The 23,722-nt window shown below is 50.3% G+C and carries 20 protein-coding genes and 1 riboswitch; of the genes, 18 read left to right on the forward strand and 2 right to left on the reverse strand.

From position 1 onward, the window contains the following. Positions 1-10 precede the first annotated feature (10 nt). From DHAF_RS08420 to DHAF_RS08450, 7 genes are all read left to right on the forward strand, one after another. Positions 11-511, forward strand: a complete 501-nt coding sequence (locus tag DHAF_RS08420) for a GNAT family N-acetyltransferase (protein ID WP_005809474.1) — start codon at positions 11-13, stop codon at positions 509-511. Next, positions 504-1,271, forward strand: a complete 768-nt coding sequence (locus tag DHAF_RS08425) for a sulfite exporter TauE/SafE family protein (protein WP_005809472.1) — start codon at positions 504-506, stop codon at positions 1,269-1,271. Before DHAF_RS08420 ends, DHAF_RS08425 begins: the two co-directional genes overlap by 8 nt. Before the next feature lie 97 nt (positions 1,272-1,368). Beyond that, entirely contained in the window at positions 1,369-1,647 is a 279-nt protein-coding gene (locus tag DHAF_RS08430) for a type II toxin-antitoxin system Phd/YefM family antitoxin (protein WP_015943598.1), read from the forward strand. Beyond that, complete coding sequence (locus tag DHAF_RS08435) at positions 1,644-1,955, forward strand: type II toxin-antitoxin system RelE/ParE family toxin (RefSeq protein ID WP_005809467.1); 312 nt, start codon at positions 1,644-1,646, stop codon at positions 1,953-1,955. The genes DHAF_RS08430 and DHAF_RS08435 overlap by 4 nt, the downstream gene beginning before the upstream one ends. Positions 1,956-2,163: 208 nt before the next feature. Then, positions 2,164-2,838: a TetR/AcrR family transcriptional regulator gene (locus tag DHAF_RS08440; RefSeq protein WP_015943599.1), complete on the forward strand. Its 675-nt coding sequence runs from the start codon at positions 2,164-2,166 to the stop codon at positions 2,836-2,838. Positions 2,839-2,855: 17 nt separating this feature from the next. Next, a complete protein-coding gene (locus DHAF_RS08445; protein ID WP_005809461.1) occupies positions 2,856-3,554 on the forward strand; it encodes an ABC transporter ATP-binding protein in 699 nt (232 codons plus the stop codon). Beyond that, positions 3,554-5,803 (forward strand): ABC transporter permease, encoded by a 2,250-nt coding sequence (locus DHAF_RS08450; protein ID WP_005809460.1) that lies wholly within the window; start codon positions 3,554-3,556, stop codon positions 5,801-5,803. Before DHAF_RS08445 ends, DHAF_RS08450 begins: the two co-directional genes overlap by 1 nt. A gap of 49 nt (positions 5,804-5,852) precedes the next feature. On the opposite strand, the gene DHAF_RS08455 is transcribed toward DHAF_RS08450, so the two are convergent. Both DHAF_RS08455 and DHAF_RS08465 read right to left on the reverse strand, forming a co-directional pair. After that, positions 5,853-6,308: an Hsp20/alpha crystallin family protein gene (locus tag DHAF_RS08455; protein WP_005809458.1), complete on the reverse strand. Its 456-nt coding sequence runs from the start codon at positions 6,306-6,308 to the stop codon at positions 5,853-5,855. Positions 6,309-6,947: 639 nt separating this feature from the next. Further along, the gene (locus DHAF_RS08465; protein WP_015943600.1) at positions 6,948-8,063 is read right to left on the reverse strand and encodes a helix-turn-helix domain-containing protein; all 1,116 of its coding nucleotides are present in this window, start codon (positions 8,061-8,063) and stop codon (positions 6,948-6,950) included. A 372-nt stretch (positions 8,064-8,435) separates the two neighbouring features. Next, positions 8,436-8,565: riboswitch (molybdenum cofactor riboswitch) on the forward strand. A gap of 115 nt (positions 8,566-8,680) precedes the next feature. Here DHAF_RS08465 and DHAF_RS08470 point away from each other — a divergent pair. The 11 genes from DHAF_RS08470 to DHAF_RS08520 all read left to right on the forward strand — a co-directional run bounded on the left by DHAF_RS08470 (position 8,681) and on the right by DHAF_RS08520 (position 23,625). Then, complete coding sequence (locus tag DHAF_RS08470; protein WP_005809449.1) at positions 8,681-9,964, forward strand: fibronectin type III domain-containing protein; 1,284 nt, start codon at positions 8,681-8,683, stop codon at positions 9,962-9,964. Between the two features lie 150 nt (positions 9,965-10,114). Next, positions 10,115-15,865: a cell wall-binding repeat-containing protein gene (locus DHAF_RS08475; RefSeq protein ID WP_015943601.1), complete on the forward strand. Its 5,751-nt coding sequence runs from the start codon at positions 10,115-10,117 to the stop codon at positions 15,863-15,865. Positions 15,866-15,963: 98 nt separating this feature from the next. After that, the gene (locus DHAF_RS08480; RefSeq protein WP_015943602.1) at positions 15,964-16,782 is read left to right on the forward strand and encodes an energy-coupling factor transporter ATPase; all 819 of its coding nucleotides are present in this window, start codon (positions 15,964-15,966) and stop codon (positions 16,780-16,782) included. After that, on the forward strand, positions 16,773-17,651 hold the full coding sequence (locus DHAF_RS08485) for an energy-coupling factor transporter ATPase (RefSeq protein WP_015943603.1): 879 nt from the start codon (positions 16,773-16,775) through the stop codon (positions 17,649-17,651). The genes DHAF_RS08480 and DHAF_RS08485 overlap by 10 nt, the downstream gene beginning before the upstream one ends. Next, complete coding sequence (locus DHAF_RS08490; protein WP_015943604.1) at positions 17,639-18,436, forward strand: energy-coupling factor transporter transmembrane component T family protein; 798 nt, start codon at positions 17,639-17,641, stop codon at positions 18,434-18,436. Before DHAF_RS08485 ends, DHAF_RS08490 begins: the two co-directional genes overlap by 13 nt. A 142-nt stretch (positions 18,437-18,578) precedes the next feature. Continuing rightward, positions 18,579-19,514 (forward strand): prolipoprotein diacylglyceryl transferase, encoded by a 936-nt coding sequence (locus tag DHAF_RS08495; RefSeq protein WP_015943605.1) that lies wholly within the window; start codon positions 18,579-18,581, stop codon positions 19,512-19,514. Then, a complete protein-coding gene (locus tag DHAF_RS08500; protein WP_015943606.1) occupies positions 19,514-19,978 on the forward strand; it encodes a hypothetical protein in 465 nt (154 codons plus the stop codon). Before DHAF_RS08495 ends, DHAF_RS08500 begins: the two co-directional genes overlap by 1 nt. Before the next feature lie 30 nt (positions 19,979-20,008). Next, positions 20,009-20,596 (forward strand): hypothetical protein, encoded by a 588-nt coding sequence (locus tag DHAF_RS08505; RefSeq protein ID WP_015943607.1) that lies wholly within the window; start codon positions 20,009-20,011, stop codon positions 20,594-20,596. Between the two features lie 49 nt (positions 20,597-20,645). After that, positions 20,646-21,380: a hypothetical protein gene (locus tag DHAF_RS08510; protein ID WP_015943608.1), complete on the forward strand. Its 735-nt coding sequence runs from the start codon at positions 20,646-20,648 to the stop codon at positions 21,378-21,380. Positions 21,381-21,465: 85 nt separating this feature from the next. After that, positions 21,466-21,672, forward strand: a complete 207-nt coding sequence (locus tag DHAF_RS08515; RefSeq protein ID WP_041272061.1) for a hypothetical protein — start codon at positions 21,466-21,468, stop codon at positions 21,670-21,672. 27 nt (positions 21,673-21,699) lie between these two features. Beyond that, entirely contained in the window at positions 21,700-23,625 is a 1,926-nt protein-coding gene (locus DHAF_RS08520) for a (Fe-S)-binding protein (protein ID WP_015943610.1), read from the forward strand. Positions 23,626-23,722: the final 97 nt, after the last annotated feature.

The raw sequence follows: 23,722 nt of genomic DNA on the forward strand, positions 1-23,722 counted from the left end.
GTAAATAACAGTGGATACAAAGTTAGAGGATTTTAAATTAAGATTTGCGGAAATCAATGACGCTCCGCTAATTCTGGAATTGATAAGGGAATTAGCCGACTATGAAAAAATGGCCCATGAGGTTGTAGCGACAGAAGAAGTATTAATAGAGTCTCTATTTGAACGCAAAATGGCTGAGGTTGTAATCGGTGAATACAAAAATGCACCGGTTGCTTTCGCCTTGTTCTTTCATAACTTTTCCACCTTCCTGGGCAGACCGGGTATTTATCTGGAGGATTTATATGTGAAGCCTGACATGAGAGGAAAGGGTATCGGCAAGATGATGCTTGCTTTCCTTGCTAAACTGGCTTTAGAGAGAAACTGTGGAAGGTTGGAATGGTGGTGCTTGGATTGGAATGAGCCGTCCATTCAATTTTATAAACAGTTAGGTGCGGTTCCCATGGCTGAATGGACAGTGTATCGGGTACACGATGAGGCCTTAGCTGAATTGGCAGTGAAATTTGATGGATAAGATGGATTATGTTCTACATATGCTGGACCTGACCGGGATACAAGGCATGGTCGTGATGTTAACGGCCTTTTTAGTTGGCTTTTCCAAGACAGGTGTCAGCGGTGTGCTCATGCTTGTGATACCTGTTCTGGCTACTGTTTTTGGCGGGAAAGATTCGACAGGGGTTCTGCTCCCTCTATTGTTAGTGGGAGATATTTTTGCTGTCTGGTCTTATCGCAGGAGTATTGATTGGAAAAAGGTTTTGGCACCTCTGCCCTGGGCCTTGATCGGTCTGTTCCTTGGTGCTGTCGTTGGCAGAGTCATCGCTGATCAGGTGTTTGTCATCTTGATCGGAACGATTATTTTATTCTGTCTGGGTATTTTAGTGTACACAGAAAAAATGGGAAAGAATTTTACCGTGCCTACCGGGACATGGTTTTATATTACGGCGGGAATTTTAAGCGGGTTCGCTACCATGATCGGCAACGCGGCCGGTCCGATTTTCAGCGTCTATCTATTGGCCCTGGGACTACACAAGAATGATTTTATGGGGACCAATGCCTTGTTCTTTTTCATTATTAATTCTATCAAGGTGCCCGTTCAGGTATTTGCCTGGCATAATATGGAGCTGCAGTCCTTCATACTGGCAGGGGTGATGGTACCGATGGTCGCTTTAGGAGCGGCTTTGGGGCTTTGGGTCATTAAAAAAATCAATGAGAGGTTTTTCCGGTATCTGATTATCTGCATGACGGCACTGTCAGCCTTACGGCTGTTGATATGAACAGCGCTTTATCACAGCGCTGCAGTATGTGATCGACAAAATAGCCGTTCTAAGATATAATATGACTATATAATATATGGAAAAAGAAGGTGAGCGTATGAGGGAAGTAATTCGGCCATCTGCAGATTTAAGAAATCATTATAGTGAGATATCCAAGCAGTGTAAAGAAACAAGGGAGGCCGTTATTATTACGGTAAACGGGCGTGGGGATACGGCGGTTCTTGGGCTGCAGGACTACTATCAGATGAAATCAGAATTGGAGCTGCTGAGAACGTTGGCAGAGGCGGAAGATGATGTGAGAGCCGGCCGTGTAGCGTTGATGAAGGATTCATTCGATGAACTTCGTGCCTCTTTGTTAGAGAGGAAGAATGTATGAAGTATCAAATCCTACGGACGGATAAGGCGGAAGAGCAGCTCCGTAATATCATATTCTATATAGCAGATGATTCAGGAGATGTGGATGTGGCACTCAAATATCTGGATAAAATAGAAGCAGCAATCAATCGGCTGCAAGATTTTCCGGAATCGGGAAGTGTGCCAAGATATTCGGCTTTGAGGAAGCAGGGTTATAGAGTAATAATAGTTGAAAAACATCTTGTGTTTTACAAAATAGATCAGGAAGAAAAAGCAGTAATTATATACGCCATTGTTGATGGAAGAAGAGAATACCATAATTTATTATAGAAATTATAGTCTGCCGCCAGGCCCTTCAGGCCCGAGTTGATCAGGACCCTTTGCGGCATTAACGCTGTGCTGTGGTTGGGAATCAGAAAATGCCGCCAAAGCTTCGTCAGGCTTAGGCGGCTTTTTTTGCATTTTCAAGGCGCACAGAAATGGTTTGCTGCATGCGGAAGTATCTTGACCCAAGTGGTCATTTTGCAGTATTATAAAAATGACCACTTGGGTCATTGTGATTTATCTCAATATAGAACTAGATAGAAATGAGGTGGCTGTCATTTATCCAAAATTCTATAGCTTAGAAGCGGAGAAAAGGGAACGTATCATTAATGCGGCCCTTAAAGAATTTGCCCGCAATGGTTATGAAAAGGCATCGACCAATGAGATGACCAAAGAAGCAGACATCTCCAAAGGCTCATTGTTCAGCTATTTTAACACGAAAAAGGAGCTGTATTTGTTTCTGCTGGACTATGTGGTAGAGGTCATCGAAAGCATTTATGATGAGGTGGATTGGCAGGAAACCGATCTTTTTGAAAGAATGAGGAAAATCGGCCTGATTAAATTCAAGATTTACAAAAAGTTTCCCCATGCCATTAATTTTCTCAAAGTCGCAGCCCATGAGGATGCAGGGGAAGTGAAAGCGGAAATCGCTGAAACGGGCAGGCATCTCATTGCCGACGGTCTGGGCAGAGGGTATGAAAATATTGATTGGACAAAATTTCGTGAAGATATGGAGCGGGAAAAAATGCTCAATATTATTACCTGGACTATCTTAAGTTTTGCCGAACAGCAAAGGGACCGGGTCGAGTCCTTTGAAGATCTGAGCCTTGACCTGCTTCGGGAGTGGGATGGGTATTTCGATATATTGAAGCGCTGTTTCTATAAGTAAGAAGGAGGAGCAGGAGCATGTTGATTGAGGTTGCGAATCTAAAGAAAAGCTACGCATCCGGCGCCATGACCAATGAAGTTTTGAAAGGAATCGGGATGAAGCTGGGAAAGGGGGAGATCGGTGTCATCCTCGGACCCTCAGGCTCAGGCAAATCGACCTTGATGAATATCATTGGCGGTGTGGATCGCGGCGACAGCGGGGAGGTCATGGTTGGCGGGGTTGAGATCAACCATTTGAACGATGACCAACTGACCGATTACAGGCGTCAAGACATCGGTTTTGTCTTCCAGTTCTATAATTTGGTCCCCAACCTTACCGTGGGGGAAAACATTGAAGTCGTTGCCAACATCAGCAAAGCGCCCTTGAACGTTGACGAGGTCTTGGCGGCGGTGGAAATGACCGATAAAAAGCGGCGGTTTCCCAGAGAACTAAGCGGTGGTGAACAGCAGAGAGTCTCTATTGCCAGAGCTATTGTCAAGAATCCGCAGCTCCTGCTATGCGACGAGCCGACCGGCGCTCTGGATTATCAGACCTCCCGCAGCATTCTGCAGCTTTTGGAACGGGTGAACAGAGAATACGGAACTACCATTTTGATGATCACTCATAATGAAGCGATTGCCGCCATGGCCAACCGGGTGTTTAAACTGAGATCCGGGGAAATCGTGGAAGCAGCAGTCAACCAGGTAATTATTCCGGCGGAAAGGATTGAGTGGTAATGGCGCTGAACAAGAGAGTTTGGCGGATCTTGAAAGAAAACCCACTGCGCTACCTAGGCGTTCTTATGCTCATTGTTCTTGGCAGTTATACCTTTGTTGTGGCGGCAGGCATAGCCCAGAACCTTGATACGCTGATCACCACCTTTACAGAGGGACATCAGCAGGAGGATCTGTCCTTTGCAACGGACAAAGCCATTCCCGACAGCGGGGAATTGGAGAGAGCGGTTCATGCCGTCATTGAGGAGTACAGGAGTTTTGACGCTGCCCTCTCGGATTCGCTGACCCTGCGGCTCTTAAGTAAAACAAAAAAGCTGAACATCCCGGCGGTCATCGAGGGGCGGGGGCTTGCCGGCCCGGGAGAAATCCTGCTTGACCCCGCTTTTGCCAAAGCCAACGGCTATTCACTGGGAAACAGTATCAAGGCAGCCGGTAAAAACTTTACGGTGGTGGGCTATGTATCCCTGCCTCACTATATCTATCCCTTAAAAAATGTCTACGATATCATGGTATCCCCCAGTAATTTCGGTGTGGGCGTTATCGACCCTGCGGAATTTGCGGATATCGGCAACGGGTCCCTCTTTTATTCTGTCAGGTTTCAGGACAGAACCCAGAGCCTGAACCAGCAGGCAGTGCAATTCCGGGAGCGTTTGCATGCCGAAGGCGTCACAGAATCTGAATGGGTTGACATTATGAACAATAAACGGGCCAGGATGGCCTGGGCGTCGATCACCGGTTTGAAAACCATGAGCATTCCGGTGCCGGCGGCGATGTTTTTGCTGTGCTGCCTGATTATCGGCATTATGATCTGGCGCATGATCCGCCGGGAAGGGGTGATCATCGGAACACTTTACGCCCAGGGCTACCGGCGGCGTGAGCTGATGGGCCACTATATGACTATTCCTCTGCTGCTGGCCGTTGCGGGGGGAGCGGCAGGAAGTTTGCTGGCCCTGTTGTCCGTGGCGCCGGCGATCACAGGGATGGTTTCTTACTACAATGTTCCTGTTGCAGGTGTTGAACTGAACCTTTGGCATGCCCTCATCGGCGTACTGACTCCTGTGCTGTTTCTGGGCCTCAGCAGCTACCTGGTCATTCGCCTGGAATTGCGACGTTCTCCGGCGGAGTTGATGAAAGGGAGTGAACAAAAAACCAAAGTGAACGCTCTGGAGCGGGCCTTTAAGCTGGAGAGATTCACCTTCGGCACCAAATTCAAGCTGCGGGAGCAGCTGAGAAGCATTTCCCGTCTTTTGTTCCTTTTTTTGGGGGTCATCAGCGCTTCGGTCCTTATGCTCTTGGGTTTTACGATCATGAATTCCATGGGTTATGTGTTCAAAAGCAGTACCGAAGGCACTTACCGGTTCGAATATGAATACGCTTTTAAGGACCTGCACTACGGGCAAGCGCCGGCAGGGGCGGAAGTTTTCAACGCCGGGAGGTTTTATCCTGAAGACGAGGAAGAAATAGAATTTTATGTGACCGGTGTAGAGCCGGATTCCGCGTTCTTAACGCTGACCGACAGCAAGGGGCAGCCCCTTCCCAATGATCAGATCAACGTAACCAAGCCTTTGGCGGAAAAGCTGGGAATCAAGGCGGGGGACAGGGTAAGCTTGATCAGCAAGCAGGATGGGCAGCCCTATGTTTTCTCTATTGACGCGGTGGCCGATTCCTACGCGGGGCAGTTTATCTTTATGCCCGTTGAGGCATTGAACAGGCAGCTCGGATTGCCCGCCAACAGCTATACGGGACTCTGGAGCACTGAAAAATTAGCTGTTCCTGATGAACAGCTGGCAGGAACAAAATCTTTAAGTGAGACTGCGGCCGCTATGGATGAGCTGCTGGGGCCAATGCTTTCCATGGTAGGGATGATGACTCTGATCGCCTGTATGGTGAGCTTGATTATCATCTATCTGGTAACCTCCCTCATGATTGAGGAGAATAAGAATACCATCTCGTTGTTTAAGATTTTTGGCTACCGGCGCCGCGAGATCAATGCTCTGATCCTGAACAGTTCGACCTTGGTGATCGTGGCCGGATTTCTGATCGGCATTCCGGTCATGGCGGCTTCCATGGGTGCCATCTACGGCTATGTGGGCGGGATGATCAATCTGGTGCTGCCGACGGTTATTAATCCGCTGTATGTGGTTGTTTGCTTTGGGGCGATCATGCTGACTTATCAGCTTAGCAAACTGCTGTGTGCCAGGAAGGTACACGCGGTTTCCATGAGTGAGGCTTTAAAAGCGGGAACAGAATAGTGGAGGAAAAAGAGCGCCGGGGAAGTCCGGCGCTCTTTTTAAAGGGGAACTACTGGATATCAATTTTTTTGCCTTTGGGCGCAGTCTTTTCATGCTTAGGCAAGGTAACGGTAAGCAGGCCGTTTTCATATTTAGCCGTTATTTCCTCATGTCTGATATTGGCTATGGCAAATGACCTGGCCATGGAGCTGGCTTTTCTTTCTTTCCTGATATAGTTATCCTTCTGTTCTTCCGTACTTTCGGTCTTCTGGACGGTTATAGTAAGCCTATCCTCAGTGCAGTCAATCTGGATTTCCTCTTTGTTCACACCGGGAAGTTCGGCTTCGACAATGAATTCCTTCTCATTTTCCCTGACGTCCACCCGCATTTGACCGCTTTGGTTGTAAAAGGCTGGGAATAGAGTATCATTAAAAAAGTTTTCGAAAATGCTGTCAATGTCAAAGAGATTGCGGGATTTCCTTGGCAAACCTGAATTTCTTCCTTCAAAGGGGACTAAATCAAACATAAACAACACCTCCGTCTGTACTTTTACTTGAATTTAAGCAATGGTAAGGGTAAGCAAGGCTCCAAAGCCTTATAATTTAACTAAAACATACAGCGCCACCTCCTTGAGTTCGCTTATGTTGACTGACCAAAACTGACCTTTACAATTTATTTATATAACTTTTCTGCAGGAGGTTCAAGGCGGGGTTTTGACCTTCTTTGACTATATTTTTTTATCTTGCCCTTTTAGCCTGAAATAGTTTTATCGATCACAGAAAATCGCTGCTTTTTTAAAACTTTCAACCATTTTTAGGAGCTCAAATGGATAAGTTGAATTCATATCATGGCACCTTCTTCTTTGCCAGGAGCGAGAAGAATCGGTGAAATGGGGAAGGGAGTTCAAATGGTGCATTGACGCACCATTTGAGGGCATGCGAAAGTGTTGTTCAGTAAAAGGAAAGAGCCCTCTTTTTTTGCAATACACCATAGGGAAGTTGGGAGAGGGTAGGCAGATATGTTTGTTTTTGTGTGACGCTCTAAACGTAAATGCACTGCTGGAGGATTACAATAAAGAGCCTCTCATCGTAGTCTAATTCTGCGATGAGGGGCTCTTTTTAAAATCTGCTTTGATGGTGTTATCTTGGGGTAGATGTAGATAAGTCTAGGCAATCCCTACCCCGCCCTGTCCGGCAGTAGCGGCGCCGGTCTCATCGGTAGTGAAGATAATCGCTTTATCCCTTCCCAGCAGCTTCTGATTGCCCCCCTGCAGGTTTTCGGAAATGGTCAGGATATAAAGAGTATTTGCCAGTAGGTGCTGTTGGGGACGGATCACAATCTCCTTTTTCTTATCGGAATTATCATCGGGGTCCCCCATGATGACATCGATCTCTACAATCTGGTTTTTGCTGCTGCGCAAAGAAAAGCAATGCAGGTTATTATCGCGCACTGCTTTCGTAATCACATTATTGGAAAAAGTCAGTCTGATTTCGGTATTAACCGGGATATTTTCGTCACCGGAATTGATATTGCTTTTCTCCAGGGCCAAGGAAAGATAAGGGCTGCATAGCTTCTTATTATATGGAGTGATATCGACAATCTCCCGTGTCGTAAACAATATGGTGTGGTTTTCTTTCAAGTACTTATAATTATTAGCCTGCAGCAGCTTAGATATGGTTAGCTTATAAAATCTTCCGTCCGTAAGCCGGATTTTGGGTTTGATCACGAAGATTCTTTCCGCCCTTTGCCCCAGCATTTTCTTGCTTCCCGAAATAATTTCAATCGGAATCTCCTTCATCTCACCGTCATAGAGATGGAATCCTGCCATATTTCGGTTTGTGCCGTCAGGGATTCTATGCTCCATAATAGCCGAGACATTGGAAGAAAAGACTACCTCCATTTCAAAGCCGTCCCCGGCAGAATTTTTGAGATTAATGGCCTGTACTGTCAGCGGGTTTTCCCCCACGGCGTAACTGGAAGAAAGGGAAGCCAAAAATAAATCAAGGGCATCCACCTGCTCAACGGGGAGTTTTCGTATATTACCGATAATCCGGCTGATTTTTGGTGATTGAGGCTCGCTCAGCATTTCCTCACCGAGCAGCTCTCCCAGGCTGATGCCCAACCCTTGGGCCAACTTGCGCAGGGTTTCCAGGGTCGGTTGTTTTTCTCCAGACTCGATCCTGAAGATAAAGGATTGGCTTAAGCCGGATAGCTTAGATAACCTGGAGGTTGAAAGCATATGATTCTCTCTTAGTTGTCTTAAGTGACTGCCAAAATCCACTTGGTGGCTCACCTCCTATGGGATATTATGCCATGAATTGCAGCAATCATCAAGGCTTGAGCTCCTGAAAAGAAATATCGCTCCCATCAAAATGAACCAGAACTTGTAATAGAAATAGTGCACAACAGCTGTTTTGAAAGCCGGTGCTATAGCAAATAATGCCTAAAGTCATATTGTATTTATGCCAACATGACAAGTAAAAAACTCTTTTTCTATTGTTTTAGGAAAAGAAAGGGGATAAAAATCTACATAAACTAATATAAACCATCTTGAAAGCTAATAAAAAGTACTTTCAATTTGGTTATATTGTGTTATAATGATTTTGACTAAAGGCATATATAATATATGCCTAATACATAAGGTTCAGGCACCAATATAATATATCTCCAAGCTGGTGAGACCTAAGGGAATTCTACGGTTGCCGGCCAGGACGAAAGTCCTCAGGGTGTGTCTGGAAACGGATAGGCCTTCACGTTTGAAAAGGAGGGAAGAAAAGTGCTTTGCAATCAAGGTGAAGCAGGAAGAAGAGTAAGATTGGTGTTTGATAATGACGGGGATAAGCCTATCAGTAGGACCCGGTGGAGTGCTCCTGCTCTGATTTTAAAGGAGGGTAAATTATGATGAAAGAATTCTTAAGCCGTAAAAGAACGCAGTTTTTTTCAGTTCTCATGGTGGCGGTTTTGATGATCGCTTCCTTTGTTCCTTCAGCCTTCGCGCTGAATTACAACGGCACAGGCTCCGGTACGGGCAATAAGTCCTTGGATTTTAACGGGTATGAATATACCAAAACCGGCGGTACGGCAACCTTGAATCTCTATTTCAATAAATCCTTAGCCTCCAGCCAGGTGACAGGGGGACAGTTTCAGGTTAAGCTGCACAACTCTCCTTATACGCCGGCTTCTTTCACTTACACCAATTTACAGGTGGGCAGTAATGCAAGCGGTGTGACCGATTCGGGTCTGACCAATGGCAGCACGGTTACCCTGAGCTTCGCTTCCGCTTTGGCAGACGATACCTTGTATGATGTGGTCATCAATGCCGCCACTTTGGCTGATGCCCAAGGTGCCGGCGGTGGCGGCTCAGGAAGCGGCCCCGGAAAAACCCTGGGCAACTATACCGACAGGGTGGGCTTTACCTTCACCTTCAGAACACCTGACTCACTTGGAGGTTACAGCAATGTGGCTCCCGTCGTGACCTTCTTCGGCGGTCCGGCTGCTGGGACGGACTGGAGCTATGAATCCAATCTGGGGGTTGTTTTTGACAGGCCTATCGACTCTTCGTCACTTTCAACATTCCTGTCTGACCTGAGCAGCAACTATGTCCGGACGGATCTTATGGGCAGTCCTGCCGTGGTCCAGGATCCAACGATTAACGGGTCGGCAACCGCCAATGCGGAATGTTATACCCCTCATGCCAATGCAGCCCAAACTACGTTTTTCTTTCCTGAGACGGTGAACGGCAACACCAATCCTGTCTATAACCGGGCCGATGATGCCAGCCACAGCTACAGCCTGACGTTGCCCAGCTTTACCGATGTGAGCAGCAATACCTTCAGTACCCCAGGATCGCTTTCTTTTACTACAGTGAGCGATGATCTGCCAGGGTGGCTGGATAATATCCCGACAGCTGTGGCAGGTACATCTTCTGGGGAACTGGATGTTGCCTGGGATTATAGCAACATTACTCCGTATACCGATACTTTTGATGTGTATATTGCCGATTCAACAGTTTATGCTGACCCGCTGACGGCAGTGTACAGCTTAGCAGATAGCGGTGTTATCGGTGATTCGACAACTTTAACCGGCCTTGTTTCCAACAGAACCTATTATGTGCGTGTTGTGCCGGTCAATGCTGCGGGTTCAGTAGGATTCTCCTGGGCCGGATCAGGAGCGGCCAAATAACTAATTTCTCTCCGTAAGGTGGCCAAAAAACTGGAAAGTTTCCTCGGTTAACTTCGGGGAAACTTTCCTTTTAAGCAGATTAGGACAGGCCAGAGTAGCTATAAACAAAGTGGATGATGATTGATATTTAGAAATAAGGGGATAAAAGAGATGAATTCAAAGTGGTCTCCAGCAAAAGTCTATAAGCGGAAAGCTGTTGCCTGGTTTACTTTATTGATTATGGTATTCAGCCTTTGGGGCACATTTCCTTCGGCAAGGGTGTATGCGGCAGCTGCGCAGCCGGCTCCTTTATTGAGTTTCCCTGGAATTGGCGTGGGAGAAATCGCTACTGTAGCGGGGACCAAAAAAGCGACAGGGGAATTAGGGGATAATGGCCCTGCCAAAGATGCCACAATTAGAATCCCCAATGGCGGCCTCAATTTTGATGATGCCGGGAATCTGTATATTCCAACTGACAACCGGATCAGGGTGATTCCGGCTCAGGACGGTACCTTGTACGGTATCGATGTTAAGAAAAACTATATTCATACTGTGGTGGGAAATGGAACGGCTTCTTCCAGCGGTGACGGTGGACCGGCGGGCGCCGCTACCATAAATGGGACTGTCAAAACCATGTTTGACCCGGCGGGCAATTTATACCTTGCGGATAAAAACAGCGTGCGCATCATACCGGCTCAGCATGGTCCATTATGGGGAATAGAACATGGTGCGGATCTGGTGGCGGGGAATATCTATACCCTTGCCGGGACCGGGTCATCCACATCATCTAATTGGGATGATGGTGCCGACCTCAATGCGGTAAGTATACAACCCAAAGATATTGCCATGGACAACGCGGGCAATCTCTATATTATCAATGGTGCTAGAATTGGGATAATTCCGGCAAGAGATTATGGGGCGGAAGAGGCTTTGTATGGAATTGCCACTGCAATGGAAGCCAATAAGCTCTATACGGTGGCGGGAACTTCAACAGGCTATTCAGGTGACGGCGGTCCGGCAACTGCGGCACAGCTTAAGACACCAAACGCTCTTGCTTTTGATGGCGCAGGGAATATGTATATCAGTGATAGTGGGAATAGGCGGATACGCAAGGTCGATCCGCAAGGGATTATTACCACCATTGCCGGAAAGGAAACCAATGGCGATCCTACTCCCGGACCAGCTGAAGACTCTAAGATTCCAGGCACACACTGGCTGGGCTTTCATGCTGGGACTCTCTATTTATGCGGCAGCGGTTATATCTATACAATCGACAGTTCCGGTCAATTGGCCATAGTTGCCGATAAAAACACTCCTACAGCGCCTGCTAATGACAGCCTTAAATCCTCTGTATTTACAGCGCATGGATTGGCCTGGGATGATAGGGGCAATCTTTATATCGCTGATGGCAACAGCCGGATTCTCTATATGCGTCTTGACCCCACACCGGAACTGAAAACCCTTACCATAAGCGGTGCTCCTGCCCTGAACTACAGTGGAATTCCCGTAACCTATGATCTTAATGATCTGACCATCGCGGGGGTGGGGGAGGATGATCAGCCTTTTGATGTGACAGGACTGGATGCGGAATGGTCCATTACCAATACAGCCAATGCTTACATCAGTGATCATACCCTGACTGTTTCCAATGCAGGAGATATTGAAGTTCAGGTCAGTGTAAACAATGTTACAAGCAATAAGCTCACGTTGCCTGTGACCGGGGTGGCGGTTACACCGCTTCAGATCACAAGCACTGTTACAGATAGAATTGGCAAGAACATCGTGCTTGAATTCGATGGGCCGGTGGAGGACGTCTCAGGACTAGCGGCTCAGTTCCGGGCTAAGGTTAATGGGGTGGAGGCCGCTATAGCTGCTGTCAATCTTGGTGACACTCCAAATCAAATCATCTTGACTCTATCTCAATGGAATGCGCTGGCAAATACCATGAGCACTCCCCAAGATGTTACTCTGAGTTATACCATTGGCGGTCAGGAACAAGTGCGTTCTACTGACGGCAGAGTTTTGGAGAACTTTATAGATCAGCCGGTGGACAATAAACTTGTCCAGATTAGCAACGGTGTGGTGGATTTTGCGCCGGTAGCTAACGAGATCACCTATGATTCAGCAGCGATGACGATGAAATATCGGTTTGTAGAGCCGGTAGACTATGACGATGTCCATCTCATCTTATATCTGACCAATGGTTTCTTTAGAAGCTTTGATAAAAACCTGAATGGTACCGGGGCAGATGGAAGCGGTAAAGTAAAGCTTCTTGAAAAAGACACGCTCAAAGAGGTTGAGCTGCCCAATATCGGGACAGTTGTCCATTCTGGCGGGACTGGTTGGCTGGAAATGACGGACTGGTATTTTGAGCAGATCGGAGGACACTCTCCACTGGGTCTCAAACTCCAGAGTTTGGCATTGAAGCCATCTACCACCTATGTGATAGAAATCGCCAAAGGGTTTGAATTCAACAACGGCAGCCTGACGGATATTGCATATATCTTTGAATTTACCACCGCAGCGGAGTCTTTGACGAAGCCTTACTGGAACGCTGGTGCCGCTCTGTCCTACGACCTGGGGACGATGCAGGCAGGTGCTGCATCGGTTCAGCCCTTCGGTCTGATGCCGGTGACCACAGGTTCGGCTTTGTCTTTCGATCCGGCACCGGTGACCACGGGTTCCGCTCTGTCCTTCGGTCTGATGGCGGCGACTCCGGGTGCTGCCCTGACCTTAAGCTGGCCGGATGCCCAGGATAATCATGGTACAGCCTATAATAATCTGCGCTATAATATTTATCAGAATGGACTGCTTCTTGCTACAGTGGGCGGCACGGAGACCACTTATGAAGTCAGCGGGCTTTCCCCCGGAACAAGTTATTATTTCAGCGTGGAGGCAGAGGATTTTGCCGGCAATAAGAGTGAGGTCAACCTCCATGCCACGGTGACCACTCCGCCGGATGAGACACAGCAGCCGGCGCCTGGGCTGACACCGGACAGTGAGGATAAACTGCCCGGACAGGCGGTTGATATTCGTTTCACGGATAATGCGGCCTGGCGGCAGGCAGTGACCCATGTTCTGCTCGACGGCGTATCGTTGACTTCTGCTCAGTACACACTTAGCCCAGGAGTTCTCCATATTCGGGAAGGTGTTATTGACAGCAGCGGCTCCCATTCCATTGTGATTAAAGCGACGGGATATGTTGATACATCCGTTACCCAGCTGACTGCCGGCTCGGGAACCGGAACACCCGGCGGGGGTGCGGATATCTTTCCCCCTACCTGGCCGGTGGGTGCTTCCCTGACCGGAGACAAGGATAAGCAGGTCAATGCCAATTTGAAATGGACGGCGGCCCGGGATAATGTGGGTGTGACAGAGTATCGGATTTATCTCGCCGGTGAGGATACCCCGATTAAAGTTGTGGCAGGAACCGTGACCAGCGCTTATATTACTGATATTGGTTCCGGCCAGGTTACTGTCCAGGTTAAGGCAGTGGATGCGGCGGGTAATGAAAGTACGGCTCTGTCCTGCATCGTCGGCGGGCAGAACGTGGGCTCGTTCACTGTAACAATCACAGCACTGAACACAGACCCGAACAACGCGGTCATCCAGTTTGATTTCACCGCCGGTTTTATGAGTCCGGACAATATTGCCAATCGTTTAAGCGATGCCCATTATCTTGCCAACCTTTCCCAAATCAAGCTTTATAAAAAAGACACAACGACTCCTATTGCTTACGCGACCGAGAATTATCACCACTACGGAGACAGCGGTGTTTCGGCGGACAAGCGGCTGCGCCGGCTGACCCTGACCTACCGCGGCCTGGAAAAGGATGCCGTCTATGTGGTGGAAGCCGGAGCAGGTATTACGGCCAATAACGGCAGCACTTTAGGCATGGATTATACCTACGAGTTTACAGCCGGAGGAACTCCGGCAGTGGTTCCCAACAACCCACCGGCAAATCAGGGCACAGCCACTAACGCTCCCGATAATTCGGAAGCCAACAAGAAGATTCTGGAGAATCTGGCCAAGGTGACGGAAGAGCAGAGACAGGCGGCCCGTCTCACAGAAGGTCATGCCGAGGCCGGAATTGGGGAAACGTCTCAGCAGACCTTGCAGACAAACGATGGGGTCAGGCTGGTGATTCCGCCCGGAGCTTTGCAAGGACTGGCAGGATTAGAACAAGGTGCCGGTCCGGTCCGCTTCAAAGTAGAGATCGGTTCGGTGACCGAAGTTCCCAAGGCTGAGTCCGCCTCACTGATGCTCGATCCGGTAAAATTCCAACGGGAGTTCAGCATTGAGGGGATCAATGAGGGAGAGGCTCAGTTTGATGTTCCCATTACCGTAAGCTTCCCGGTCACCTCCGCAGATCTGCCCGGCGGAACCCAATTCGAGCAACTGGCCATCTATTGGTGGAATCCGGATAAAAAAGATTGGGTCAAGTTAGGCGGAGTCTATGATGCCGCTGCGGGAACGATTTCTATAACGACCTATCACTTCTCTACCTATGCCGTGATGGCCGATCCGGTGGATAGGCCTTTGCGGCTGGCCGGAAGCACACGATTTGATACCGCCAATCAGGTGGCAGATTACGGTTGGAAAGGCAGGGCCGATCAAGCGGTTCTGGTCAATGCCTATGCTTATGCCGATGCCTTGGCTGCCGTTCCTTTGGCCTATAAGCTCAATGCCCCGATCCTGTTTACCGAAAAAGACCGCATCACCCCGGAAACCCTTGCCCAACTGCAAAGGTTGGGTGTCCAAAAAGTTGTCCTGGCAGGGGGAACCGGTGTGATCTCCGAAGCGGCGGAAGCCGAGCTGACCGGGCTGTACGGTGAAGCCAATGTCACACGTTACGGCGGTCAGGAAAGATACGAGACGGCAGCTCTGCTGGCTGGGGCTTTGGGAAGCACAGGTCAGGCGATCATCGTGAACACCGAGCAGGGACGCTATACGGATACTTTGGCCATATCAGGCTATGCGGGATATTACGGAGTTCCTATTCTCTTTACCCGCAGTGACGGCTTACCGGCGGCCACCGCTAAGGCCCTGGACGATGGGAAAGTATCCCGGACCATTGTGGTAGGCGGGACCGGAGTAATCCCCCAGGCCCTGGCGGATCGTCTGCCGGAAGCCACCCGCTATGGCGGTAAGAATGCCTATGAAACCTCTGTTTTGGTGGCTGAAGGACTGGGATTGAGTACAAGCCAGGTTTATGTGGTTACTGCTCTGAATTTTGCCGATGCTTTGGTGGCAGGCAACTTATCCGCCCGCACCTTGTCCCCCATCATTTTGGTGGATAAGGAAATCCCGCGCCCCACAGCTGATTTCTTGCTGAATCATAAAGGCAAAATCACCAACCTGATCATGGTGGGTGGTGACGGTGCTGTCAGCAGCATCCAGGAAAGTGCTATGCGCTCCGCCATACTGGCCGGCGCCGGCAGCGGTGCAGGAGATGGTACGGGGGATGGCTCAGGAGCCAACAGCCGTCCGGCGGAAATGTTCGATGACTTTGTACCGGAAGCGACGGTGCTTAAGGACAGTGAGGACAGGATCCAGTATCGTTACAATAACCTCATTCCTTATAACCGGGTTGAGCTGGTCTGGTACTTCTCCTTTGGCTTCTTCAGCACCTTTGAGTCCAATCTGCAGAATTATGTCAAGTTCTATGAAAAGGAGACCAAAACAGCGGTTGATCTCCCTAATGTGGTAACGATACCTATCACCGGTGAAGGGCATATGGAGATCACAGACTGGTGGTTCGACCGGATTGGCGGTCATGCGCCTCTGGGGCTGACCCTGAAGAGCCGGGAACTGAAGCCTGACACGACCTATGTGATTGAGATTCTGGCCGGATTTACCTTCAATAACGGCAATAAAACGAGTAAAACCTATTCCTTCGAATTCACGACCACCAGTAATTGAATGAGACTTCTTTCAGTGGGGGATTCCTTCTCCCACTGAGAGTCACTCCAGTGATAGCATCCAGGCGGAAAATCAGCTGCGGAAAGAAGAGGGAGTCCATGATTGAACTGATCGGTGCAGGCAAGGATTACCCCACCCCTCAGGGTGGTGCGGTCCCGGCCATTAAAAACATCAACCTGCAAATCCGGGAGGGAGAATTCCTGGGGATTGCCGGCAAAAACGCTTCCGGCAAGACCACCCTGGCCAGACTGTTGAACGGACTGCTTCTTCCTACCCGGGGCCGGGTTATGGTGAGCGGGATGGATACCAGAAGACGTCAATACCGGATGGAAATCAGGCGAAAAGTGGCCATGGTTTTTCAGAATCCGGAAAATCAGATTGTCAATCCGGTAGTCGAGGAAGAGATTGCCTTTGGGCCGGAAAACCTGAATCTGCCGGCAGGCGAGGTTCGCCGCAGGGTGGATGAGGTTCTGGAACTGCTCCAGTTAACCGAGTTCAGGAAGCATGCCCCTCATCTTCTTTCCGGCGGACAAAAGCAGCGGGTGGCCATCGCTTCCGCTCTGGCCATGCAGCCGGATGTGCTGGTCCTGGATGAACCCACTTCCATGCTGGATGCCTGGTGCCGCAAGGATCTGATGACCTATCTGCTGACTTTGAACCGCCGCCGGGGTATGACGACGGTGCTCATCACTCACAACATGGAAGATTTGGCGGAAGCGGATCGTCTGGTCGTCATGGACGAAGGAAAGATCATATCCGATACTCCGCCTTGGGAGGTTTTCGGCCGGGACAGCCTGCCCGGTATGCTGCGTCCGCCGGATATTTCCCGGTTGGTCCGGCAGTTGAATGAAAGGGGCGGAAGCCTTGATCCCCGGATCACGGTGCGCCGGGAATTGGTGGATGCGCTATGCTGGTGATCGAGGCACGGGAAATAAGCTATACCTATCATCCGGGAACTTCTCATGCCAAGAAAGCCCTGGACGGAATCACTCTTACTGTGGAGCGGGGTGAATTCCTAAGCCTGGTCGGTGCCAACGGTTCAGGAAAATCCACCCTTATCCAGCAGTTGAACGGTTTGCTTTTACCGGAGGCGGGTGAACTCATGGTACTGGGAAGATCGGTGGCCGACAAGGGATACCGTGAACAGCTCTGGCAGAAGGTGGGGCTGGTGTTCCAGTTCCCCGAGCAGCAGTTGTTTGAAGGGACGGTTTATGATGAGCTGGCCTATGGACTTAAAAATATGGGCCTGGCCAAAGGGGAAATCGATCGGCGGGTACAGGAAGCGCTTCTGGGTGTAGGCATTGAGCCGGCGGGGGTCAGCGGGCAATCGCCCTTCAGCTTAAGCGGCGGGATGCGCCGGCGGGTGGCGGTAGCCAGTATTCTGGCTATGGAACCGGAGATTCTGGTTCTTGATGAGCCCACCGCCGGGCTTGACCCGGAAGGCAGCAGCCAAATCCTGGAGACCGTCAAGAGATTGCAACGGGAAAAAGGGATCACGGTGCTTCTGGTATCCCATTGCTTAAATGAGCTGATACTCTTTTCCGATCGGATCGCTGTTCTGGAGAAAGGCCGGATCAAGGCCCAGGGGAAGGTGCGGGAAGTCTTGAGCGGTACGCTGGGCGAGGCGGTAATATTGCCCGAATATTTAAATGTGCTGACGGATTTGCGGGAAAAAGGCTGGCCGGTTCATTGCGGGCAACTAACGCTGGAGGAAGCGGCCGCAGAGATCGAACGGGTCAGGAACAGGCTGGGAAACCAAGGAGGCGCATGCAGATGGCCAGAGTGAAAATTGGCAGATATGTGCCGGGAGATTCCCCGATTCACAGTCTTGACCCGCGTACCAAGCTGGTTGGCGGGTTCGTAATCATCCTGGCTATTCTGATCGACGACGGTTGGCAGGTGATGGCTTTGGGCACGCTGCTCATGATTGTGGCTATAAGTCTGTCACAGATCGGCTGGCCCTCCGTGCTGCGCAGCTTGAAATGGCTGTGGCTGGTCTTTTTTCTGAGCTTCGCCGTGCAGGTTATTGCCACCGATGGCCGGCCTATCTTAAGCGTCGGTCCCCTTACCCTGACCTGGGAAGGTGTGTACAGGGGTGTCATTACATTTTTGCGCTTATTGATTATCTATCTGAACTCCACCCTGCTGACGATGACAACATCGCCCATGCGGATGGCCGGCGGGGTGGAGGCCCTGTTCGCGCCGCTGCGGCATGTCGGACTTCCCGTCAGCCAGTTTGCCATGATGACCAGCATATCCCTGCGCTTTGTGCCGACGATTCTGGAGGAAGGGGAAATGATTATCCGCGCTCAGAAATCCAGGGGAGCCCCTTTTCATTCCACCAATAAGCTTTTGCGCATTAAAACCGGGCTGGCGGTGCTCGTGCCGCTCATTATCGGCGCGTTACAGCGGGCCACCGACCTGGCGGCCGCCATGGAAAGCCGGTGTTATAGCGGCGGCTCCAGCTTCAACCGGGCCAAGGAGCTGCGCTTTCAGCGTATTGACGGGCAGGCGGCGCTGTTTATTCTGTTCTTCTGCGTCCTGCCCCTGATTCTATTCTGGGGCAGATGAGCTTATTCCGGGCAGATAAGCTGCTCAAGCAAACTACCTAATGGTTGGACTTAGCAGTCCTTGGGCACCTGTCGCCTATAAAATCTGGGTCAAAGGCGGATTAGCTCAGTGATAAGAGAGCCAAAAGAAAGAGGGGGAGCCTATGGCTAATCGATACAGTAATGATAGGGGTTACCGCAGATTTTTCGCAGTTATTCTGCTGATCATGCTGCTGAGTGCCTGGCCTGCCGCTGTGTATGCCGCAGGAGGGGACGGCACGGGACCGCTGGTAAACGGCGTTTTCAAACCGCTGGGCTTGACATCGGCAACTCTGGAGGATGGCACCAACGCCATGGATCATCAGAACGTGCCCCTAAAGCCCAAGTTCACACTGCATTTTGATAAAAATGTGGTCTATCTGATTTATTGGAGCCGCAATAAGGAATGTTTTCACCTGTATGACGATGAGGAAAAGGAAGTCCCTATCAGTGTCACCAAAATCGATGACACTGTGGATTTTTCCAAGCGCCAATATATCTGGGTCGAGCCGGTGGAACCTTTAAAACCCGGAACCAACTACCGCCTTTATGTGGCCCCCGATCTGATCGCCAAAAATGGCGGCTCTTTGCTGGCCTCCACCACGGATGGCAAAGGTCTTACGATCCGGTTTAAAACTGCCGGGGAAAAGGCGGCGGCAGGCCCGGTCACACCTGTTCAGACTGAACCGGAGCAGGTCAACCCTGTTCAAACGGCCCCTGAGCAGGCCACTCCGACCATGCCGGAGTCCGTCGTGACAGAGCCCGCTGCCACAGAACCTGGGGCGACGGAACCGGAATCTCCCGTGACAGAGTCTGCCTCAGCAGACCCAGACACGGTAAAGCCTGCGGCGGCAGAATCTGAGCAGCCGGCCCCGGCACCGGAGACGGTACAGAAATCGGGCGATGCACATGAACCTGTTCAGGAATCGGGCTATACACCAAGCCCCCAGGCTATCTTCGCCAAGTATTTCGCCTGGGTCTGTCTGGCCATTATCGGGGCCTGGATAATCTATGAGATCCTCCGGCGCAGAAAAAATAGAGATAACCGGGGGGCGGAATAATGAAGAAACCGTCATTTGCTTTTAGAGTTGCGGCGGGCCTGATGGCGATTGCACTGATTGCCGGCGGATCCTATCTCTTTGAAGCCAAGGCTAAAGCTCAGGGCAGTATGACCGGACAGTTGGTCCCTGTGGTGCAGCAGGATGCGATAGTGGCTTATGTGGACAGCGGAGCCGTCGGCCAGCTGAGTGAACAGGAGAAGGCAGTCAAAGGGGAAGCTGCGGCGGAGCGTGATGATCAGGCTGCTTCATTGGATTTTGTGCTTAATTCGGCAGGCATTGCTGCCTACAGCCGGGTGGAGATAGGGGATATCGCGGACCCTGATAGCAGCCTGAGCCTGACCCGTCAGGAGGCCGCTAAGGTGGTTTTACGGCCCGGTACCGATGGTACCGTATCTCTGCTCGATCCGGAGCAGGGTGACAAAGTGCTGATTAAAATTGTCGGCAAGCTGTATGTTGCGGATTAAAGCAGCAGGGCAGAGAAAGGAAAGAATGCTATGAAAATTGAGGAGTCTGTGAATTCAGGCGAAATGGACATCATGGAAGAATCCTCGCCCTTTTTATTCCGGTTGGGCCTGGCGGATGTCATCAGGTTAACGATGTTCGGTACGCTGATCAGTGTCAGCCGTTTCCTGCTGCAGCTGCCGATTGGGGTGCCGGGCCATTCCAGCATCTACTGGATGGGGCTTTTGGTATTGGGAAAAGGGCTGATCCCCAAGTTCGGTTCCGGGACCATTATGGGAATCGTTTCGGGAATCCTGGCTATAGTTTTTGGACTGGGCAAAGAAGGTCCCTTGCTGGCTTTCAAGTGCATTGTGCCCGGGGTTTTGATTGATTTTCTGGCTATTTTATTCCTGCTTAAGCTGGGTTCGGTTTGGGTGGGAGCAATTATCGGGGCACTCATCAGTTTTTCCAAGCTCCTTGCCAGTATAGCCTTGGGCGTGATTCTGGACATTCCGATGGTTTTTCTGGCGATGGGCTTCAGCTATGCCGCCATCCTGCATCTGATTTTCGGAGCCATCGGCGGAGTGATTGCCTCTATCCTGATTAAACGCCTCAAGCCGCGCCTGGTCTCGTGGGGATAAGGGCTCAGGCTGATCAGACAAAAGTGCAATGGGGAAGGGAGACAGCTTGGTGCTTACATATATTGGTATCGATGATACGGACAATCTGGAGGTAGGAGCCACCGGCGAGACAGCCAATCATTTGATTGAACTGATCGAAAGCAGACATTGGGGATGCTGTCAGGCGGTGACGCGCCATCAGCTTTATCTTCATCCTGACATTCCCTATACTTCCCACAATAGCTCCATGTGTTTTGTGGCCGATATGGAAACAGGATGTATAGAAGCCTTAATGCAGGATATAAGCAGCTTCTTGAAGCGGGAGAGTGCACCTGGCTCTGATCCGGGTTTTTGTCTGGCCATAGAGGAGCAAATCCGGGAAAAAGACGCTTTGATTGATTTCGGCTATGAGGCTAAGAAAAGAGTCGTCACCAAGGCGGAGGCTTATGAGCTGGCCAAGAAAGCAAATATTCATTTATCAGAGCATGGCGGGACAGGGTTGGGCGTGATCGGGGCGCTGGCCGGGGTGGGTCTGCGCATGACCAATAACGACGGGCGGTTCCAGGGTAAACTGAAAATCAAAGAGCCGGGAATGCTGGTTAAGGTGGGGGAAATGATCGGCAGGGGGACGATGGATGTTGTGCAAAGCCTGGATGGATACATTTTGAGCGAGGATGAGGAGGTCCGGATGGGCGATAAATTAAAGACCGTTTTGCTGGACGGCAAACGTGTTTTTCTGGTCTATCGCCGCGAAGGGATACGGGAATGGGAAACCTGCCTGAATAATCATCTGGAAAAATACTGAGGAAAAGGGCTGAAAGGGATAGCGAAGAAGAGGACTGAAAAAGAATACTGAGTATAAGAGGAAAGGAATGAGGGATGGAGGCGGAATGGGCATTTGGATCATCAATGAAAAAGGACAATGGCAGTACGGCGGGGGAAAAAAGGATTGGGCCCGGGCGGCGGAAATCGCCGGCGGGTGTCCCTGCTTCGCTCCGGATCATGAAGATGAGCAGACTGCCGAAGAGGAGATTTCCTGTTATAATTGCCGGTTCAGACGCTGGACAGAAAGCTCCTTCACCTGTATGAAACGCTGAGCGGTATAGATTATGGAGAGGCAAGAGATGATGGAACGCATTATTTTTTTTATCCTGGCGGCGGTTTCGCTTGGATTTTTCACTGTTTCGATCTATGAAAAACTTCGTGTCATCCGAGCGGGACGGGCGGAGGAACGGGGTGACCGGCCGCTCAGACGCTGGCGCTATTTTTTTCAGCAAGTGGTCTTGCATCAGAAAATAAGGAAACATCCTTTGTTTGGCGTGGCGCACATTTTCATCATGTGGGGGTTTGTTTTCTTGATTTTCAGCAGTATTCATATGGTGAGCAGCCGTCTTTTTGACCGGCCTTTTCCGGCTGTGTTCAGTACACCGGGATTCGTGCTGGTCAGAGATGTTTTCCTTGTGCTGGTTATTGGGGGAGTTATCGCCAGCCTGACGCGGCGTTTGTTGGTCAAGCCCGAGTGGCTGAAAAACAATGCTGAGGCTTTTATCATTCAGGCTCTGATTTTGGTGATCGTCATCAGTGAGTGGCTTTATTACGGGAAAAGCGATGAAGTTCTCCTGAAAGGAATCAGCTGGTGGGTTCATTTTCTGGCCATATTTGCGTTCTTTTTTTTGATACCTCTTTCCAAACATCTGCACATTGTGTTTGCGCCTTTTAACACTTACTGGCATACCTTGGCACCCCAAGGAGCCTTGCCGCCCGTTCATTGCGGGGAAAACGGAAGCGGCCGTTACGGGGTCGGCAAGCCGGAGGAGTTCACCTGGAAACAGTTGTTTGACGCTTTCAGCTGTGCCAAATGCGGGCGCTGCAACGGCAGCTGCCCTGCCTATCAGTGCGGTGAGGAATTGAAGCCGAAGAGAATGAATGGGCGTCTCCGCAAATATATGGAGAAGCGCTCGGCTGTTTTCCAAGTCTCAAAGCAGGATAAAGAAAAGCAAAGCAAAAAGGGACATAAAAAAGGTCAAAACAAAGCTAAAGGTCAGGGCAGAATTGCCGGCGGAATTATTGAAGAAGGATATCTTTGGAGCTGTACAACCTGCGGAGCCTGTATGGAAGTCTGCCCGGTGTCCTGTGAGCACCTGACCAAGATCATTGATATCCGCCGTTTTTTTGTATCACGGGATAAGGAGCTCCCTCCGGAGGTGACGGAAGTTTTGGCCGGGATTGCTGAACAGGGGATTCCTTCCGGCAGCAAACGCTCTGAAGATGTGGATTATACCTGGGCCCGGGAGATGGGGATTCCGACTTGGGCAGAACATCCTGGGGCCGAGTATTTGTATTTCGTAGGGTGCGCTCCTGCCTTTGACCTCCTTGCCCGCCGGACGGCGGTTACTTTTGCCGGAATATTGCAAAGGGCCGGGGTCGATTTTGCCATTCTCGGTGCTGAGGAATGGTGCTGCGGGGAAACGGCGCGGAGGTTGGGCGATGAACGACTCTTTCAGCAAACGGTGGGGAGAAACATCACACTCTGGCGGGAGAAGGGGATTAAGAAGATAGTCACGGCCTGCCCTCATTGCTTTAATACTCTGCAGAATGAGTATGCTCAGTTCGGCGGCAGTTATGAGGTGATACCCCATACGGCTTTGCTGGCGGAATTAGTGGCGAGGGGAAAAATAAAACCGTCCCAGGGGCCGGGGCTTGTGGTTGCTTATCATGACCCGTGCTATCTGGGACGCTATAACGGCTTCTATGAGGAACAGCGGGAGCTCCTCCGGGCACTTCCCGGTATCCGCCTGATCGAGATGCCCCGGCATAAAGAGGATTCTTTCTGCTGTGGAGGGGGAGGGGGACGCTTCTGGGTGCAAAAGGACAAGGAAAATGTGATCGGTCAACATCGTTGGCAGGAAGCGCTGGATACGGGGGCGGATTTAATCGCCACAGCCTGCCCGTACTGCAGGATAACCTTTGAACGGGAGAGCGGGCGGCAAGAGGCTGAACAGAAAATGGGAATAGCCGATATTGCGGAGATTCTCAGCGCAAGAATATAGTTCTTTTCAGTTTATATAGGGGATTTTCATAATACCGCTGATGAGTGGAGAACACCATAAGGTATAATGTGAATCAATAAAAAAGTGAGAGTTAAGG

Source organism: Desulfitobacterium hafniense DCB-2 (genome assembly GCF_000021925.1).
GTDB classification, from domain to species: Bacteria; Bacillota; Desulfitobacteriia; order Desulfitobacteriales; family Desulfitobacteriaceae; genus Desulfitobacterium; species Desulfitobacterium hafniense.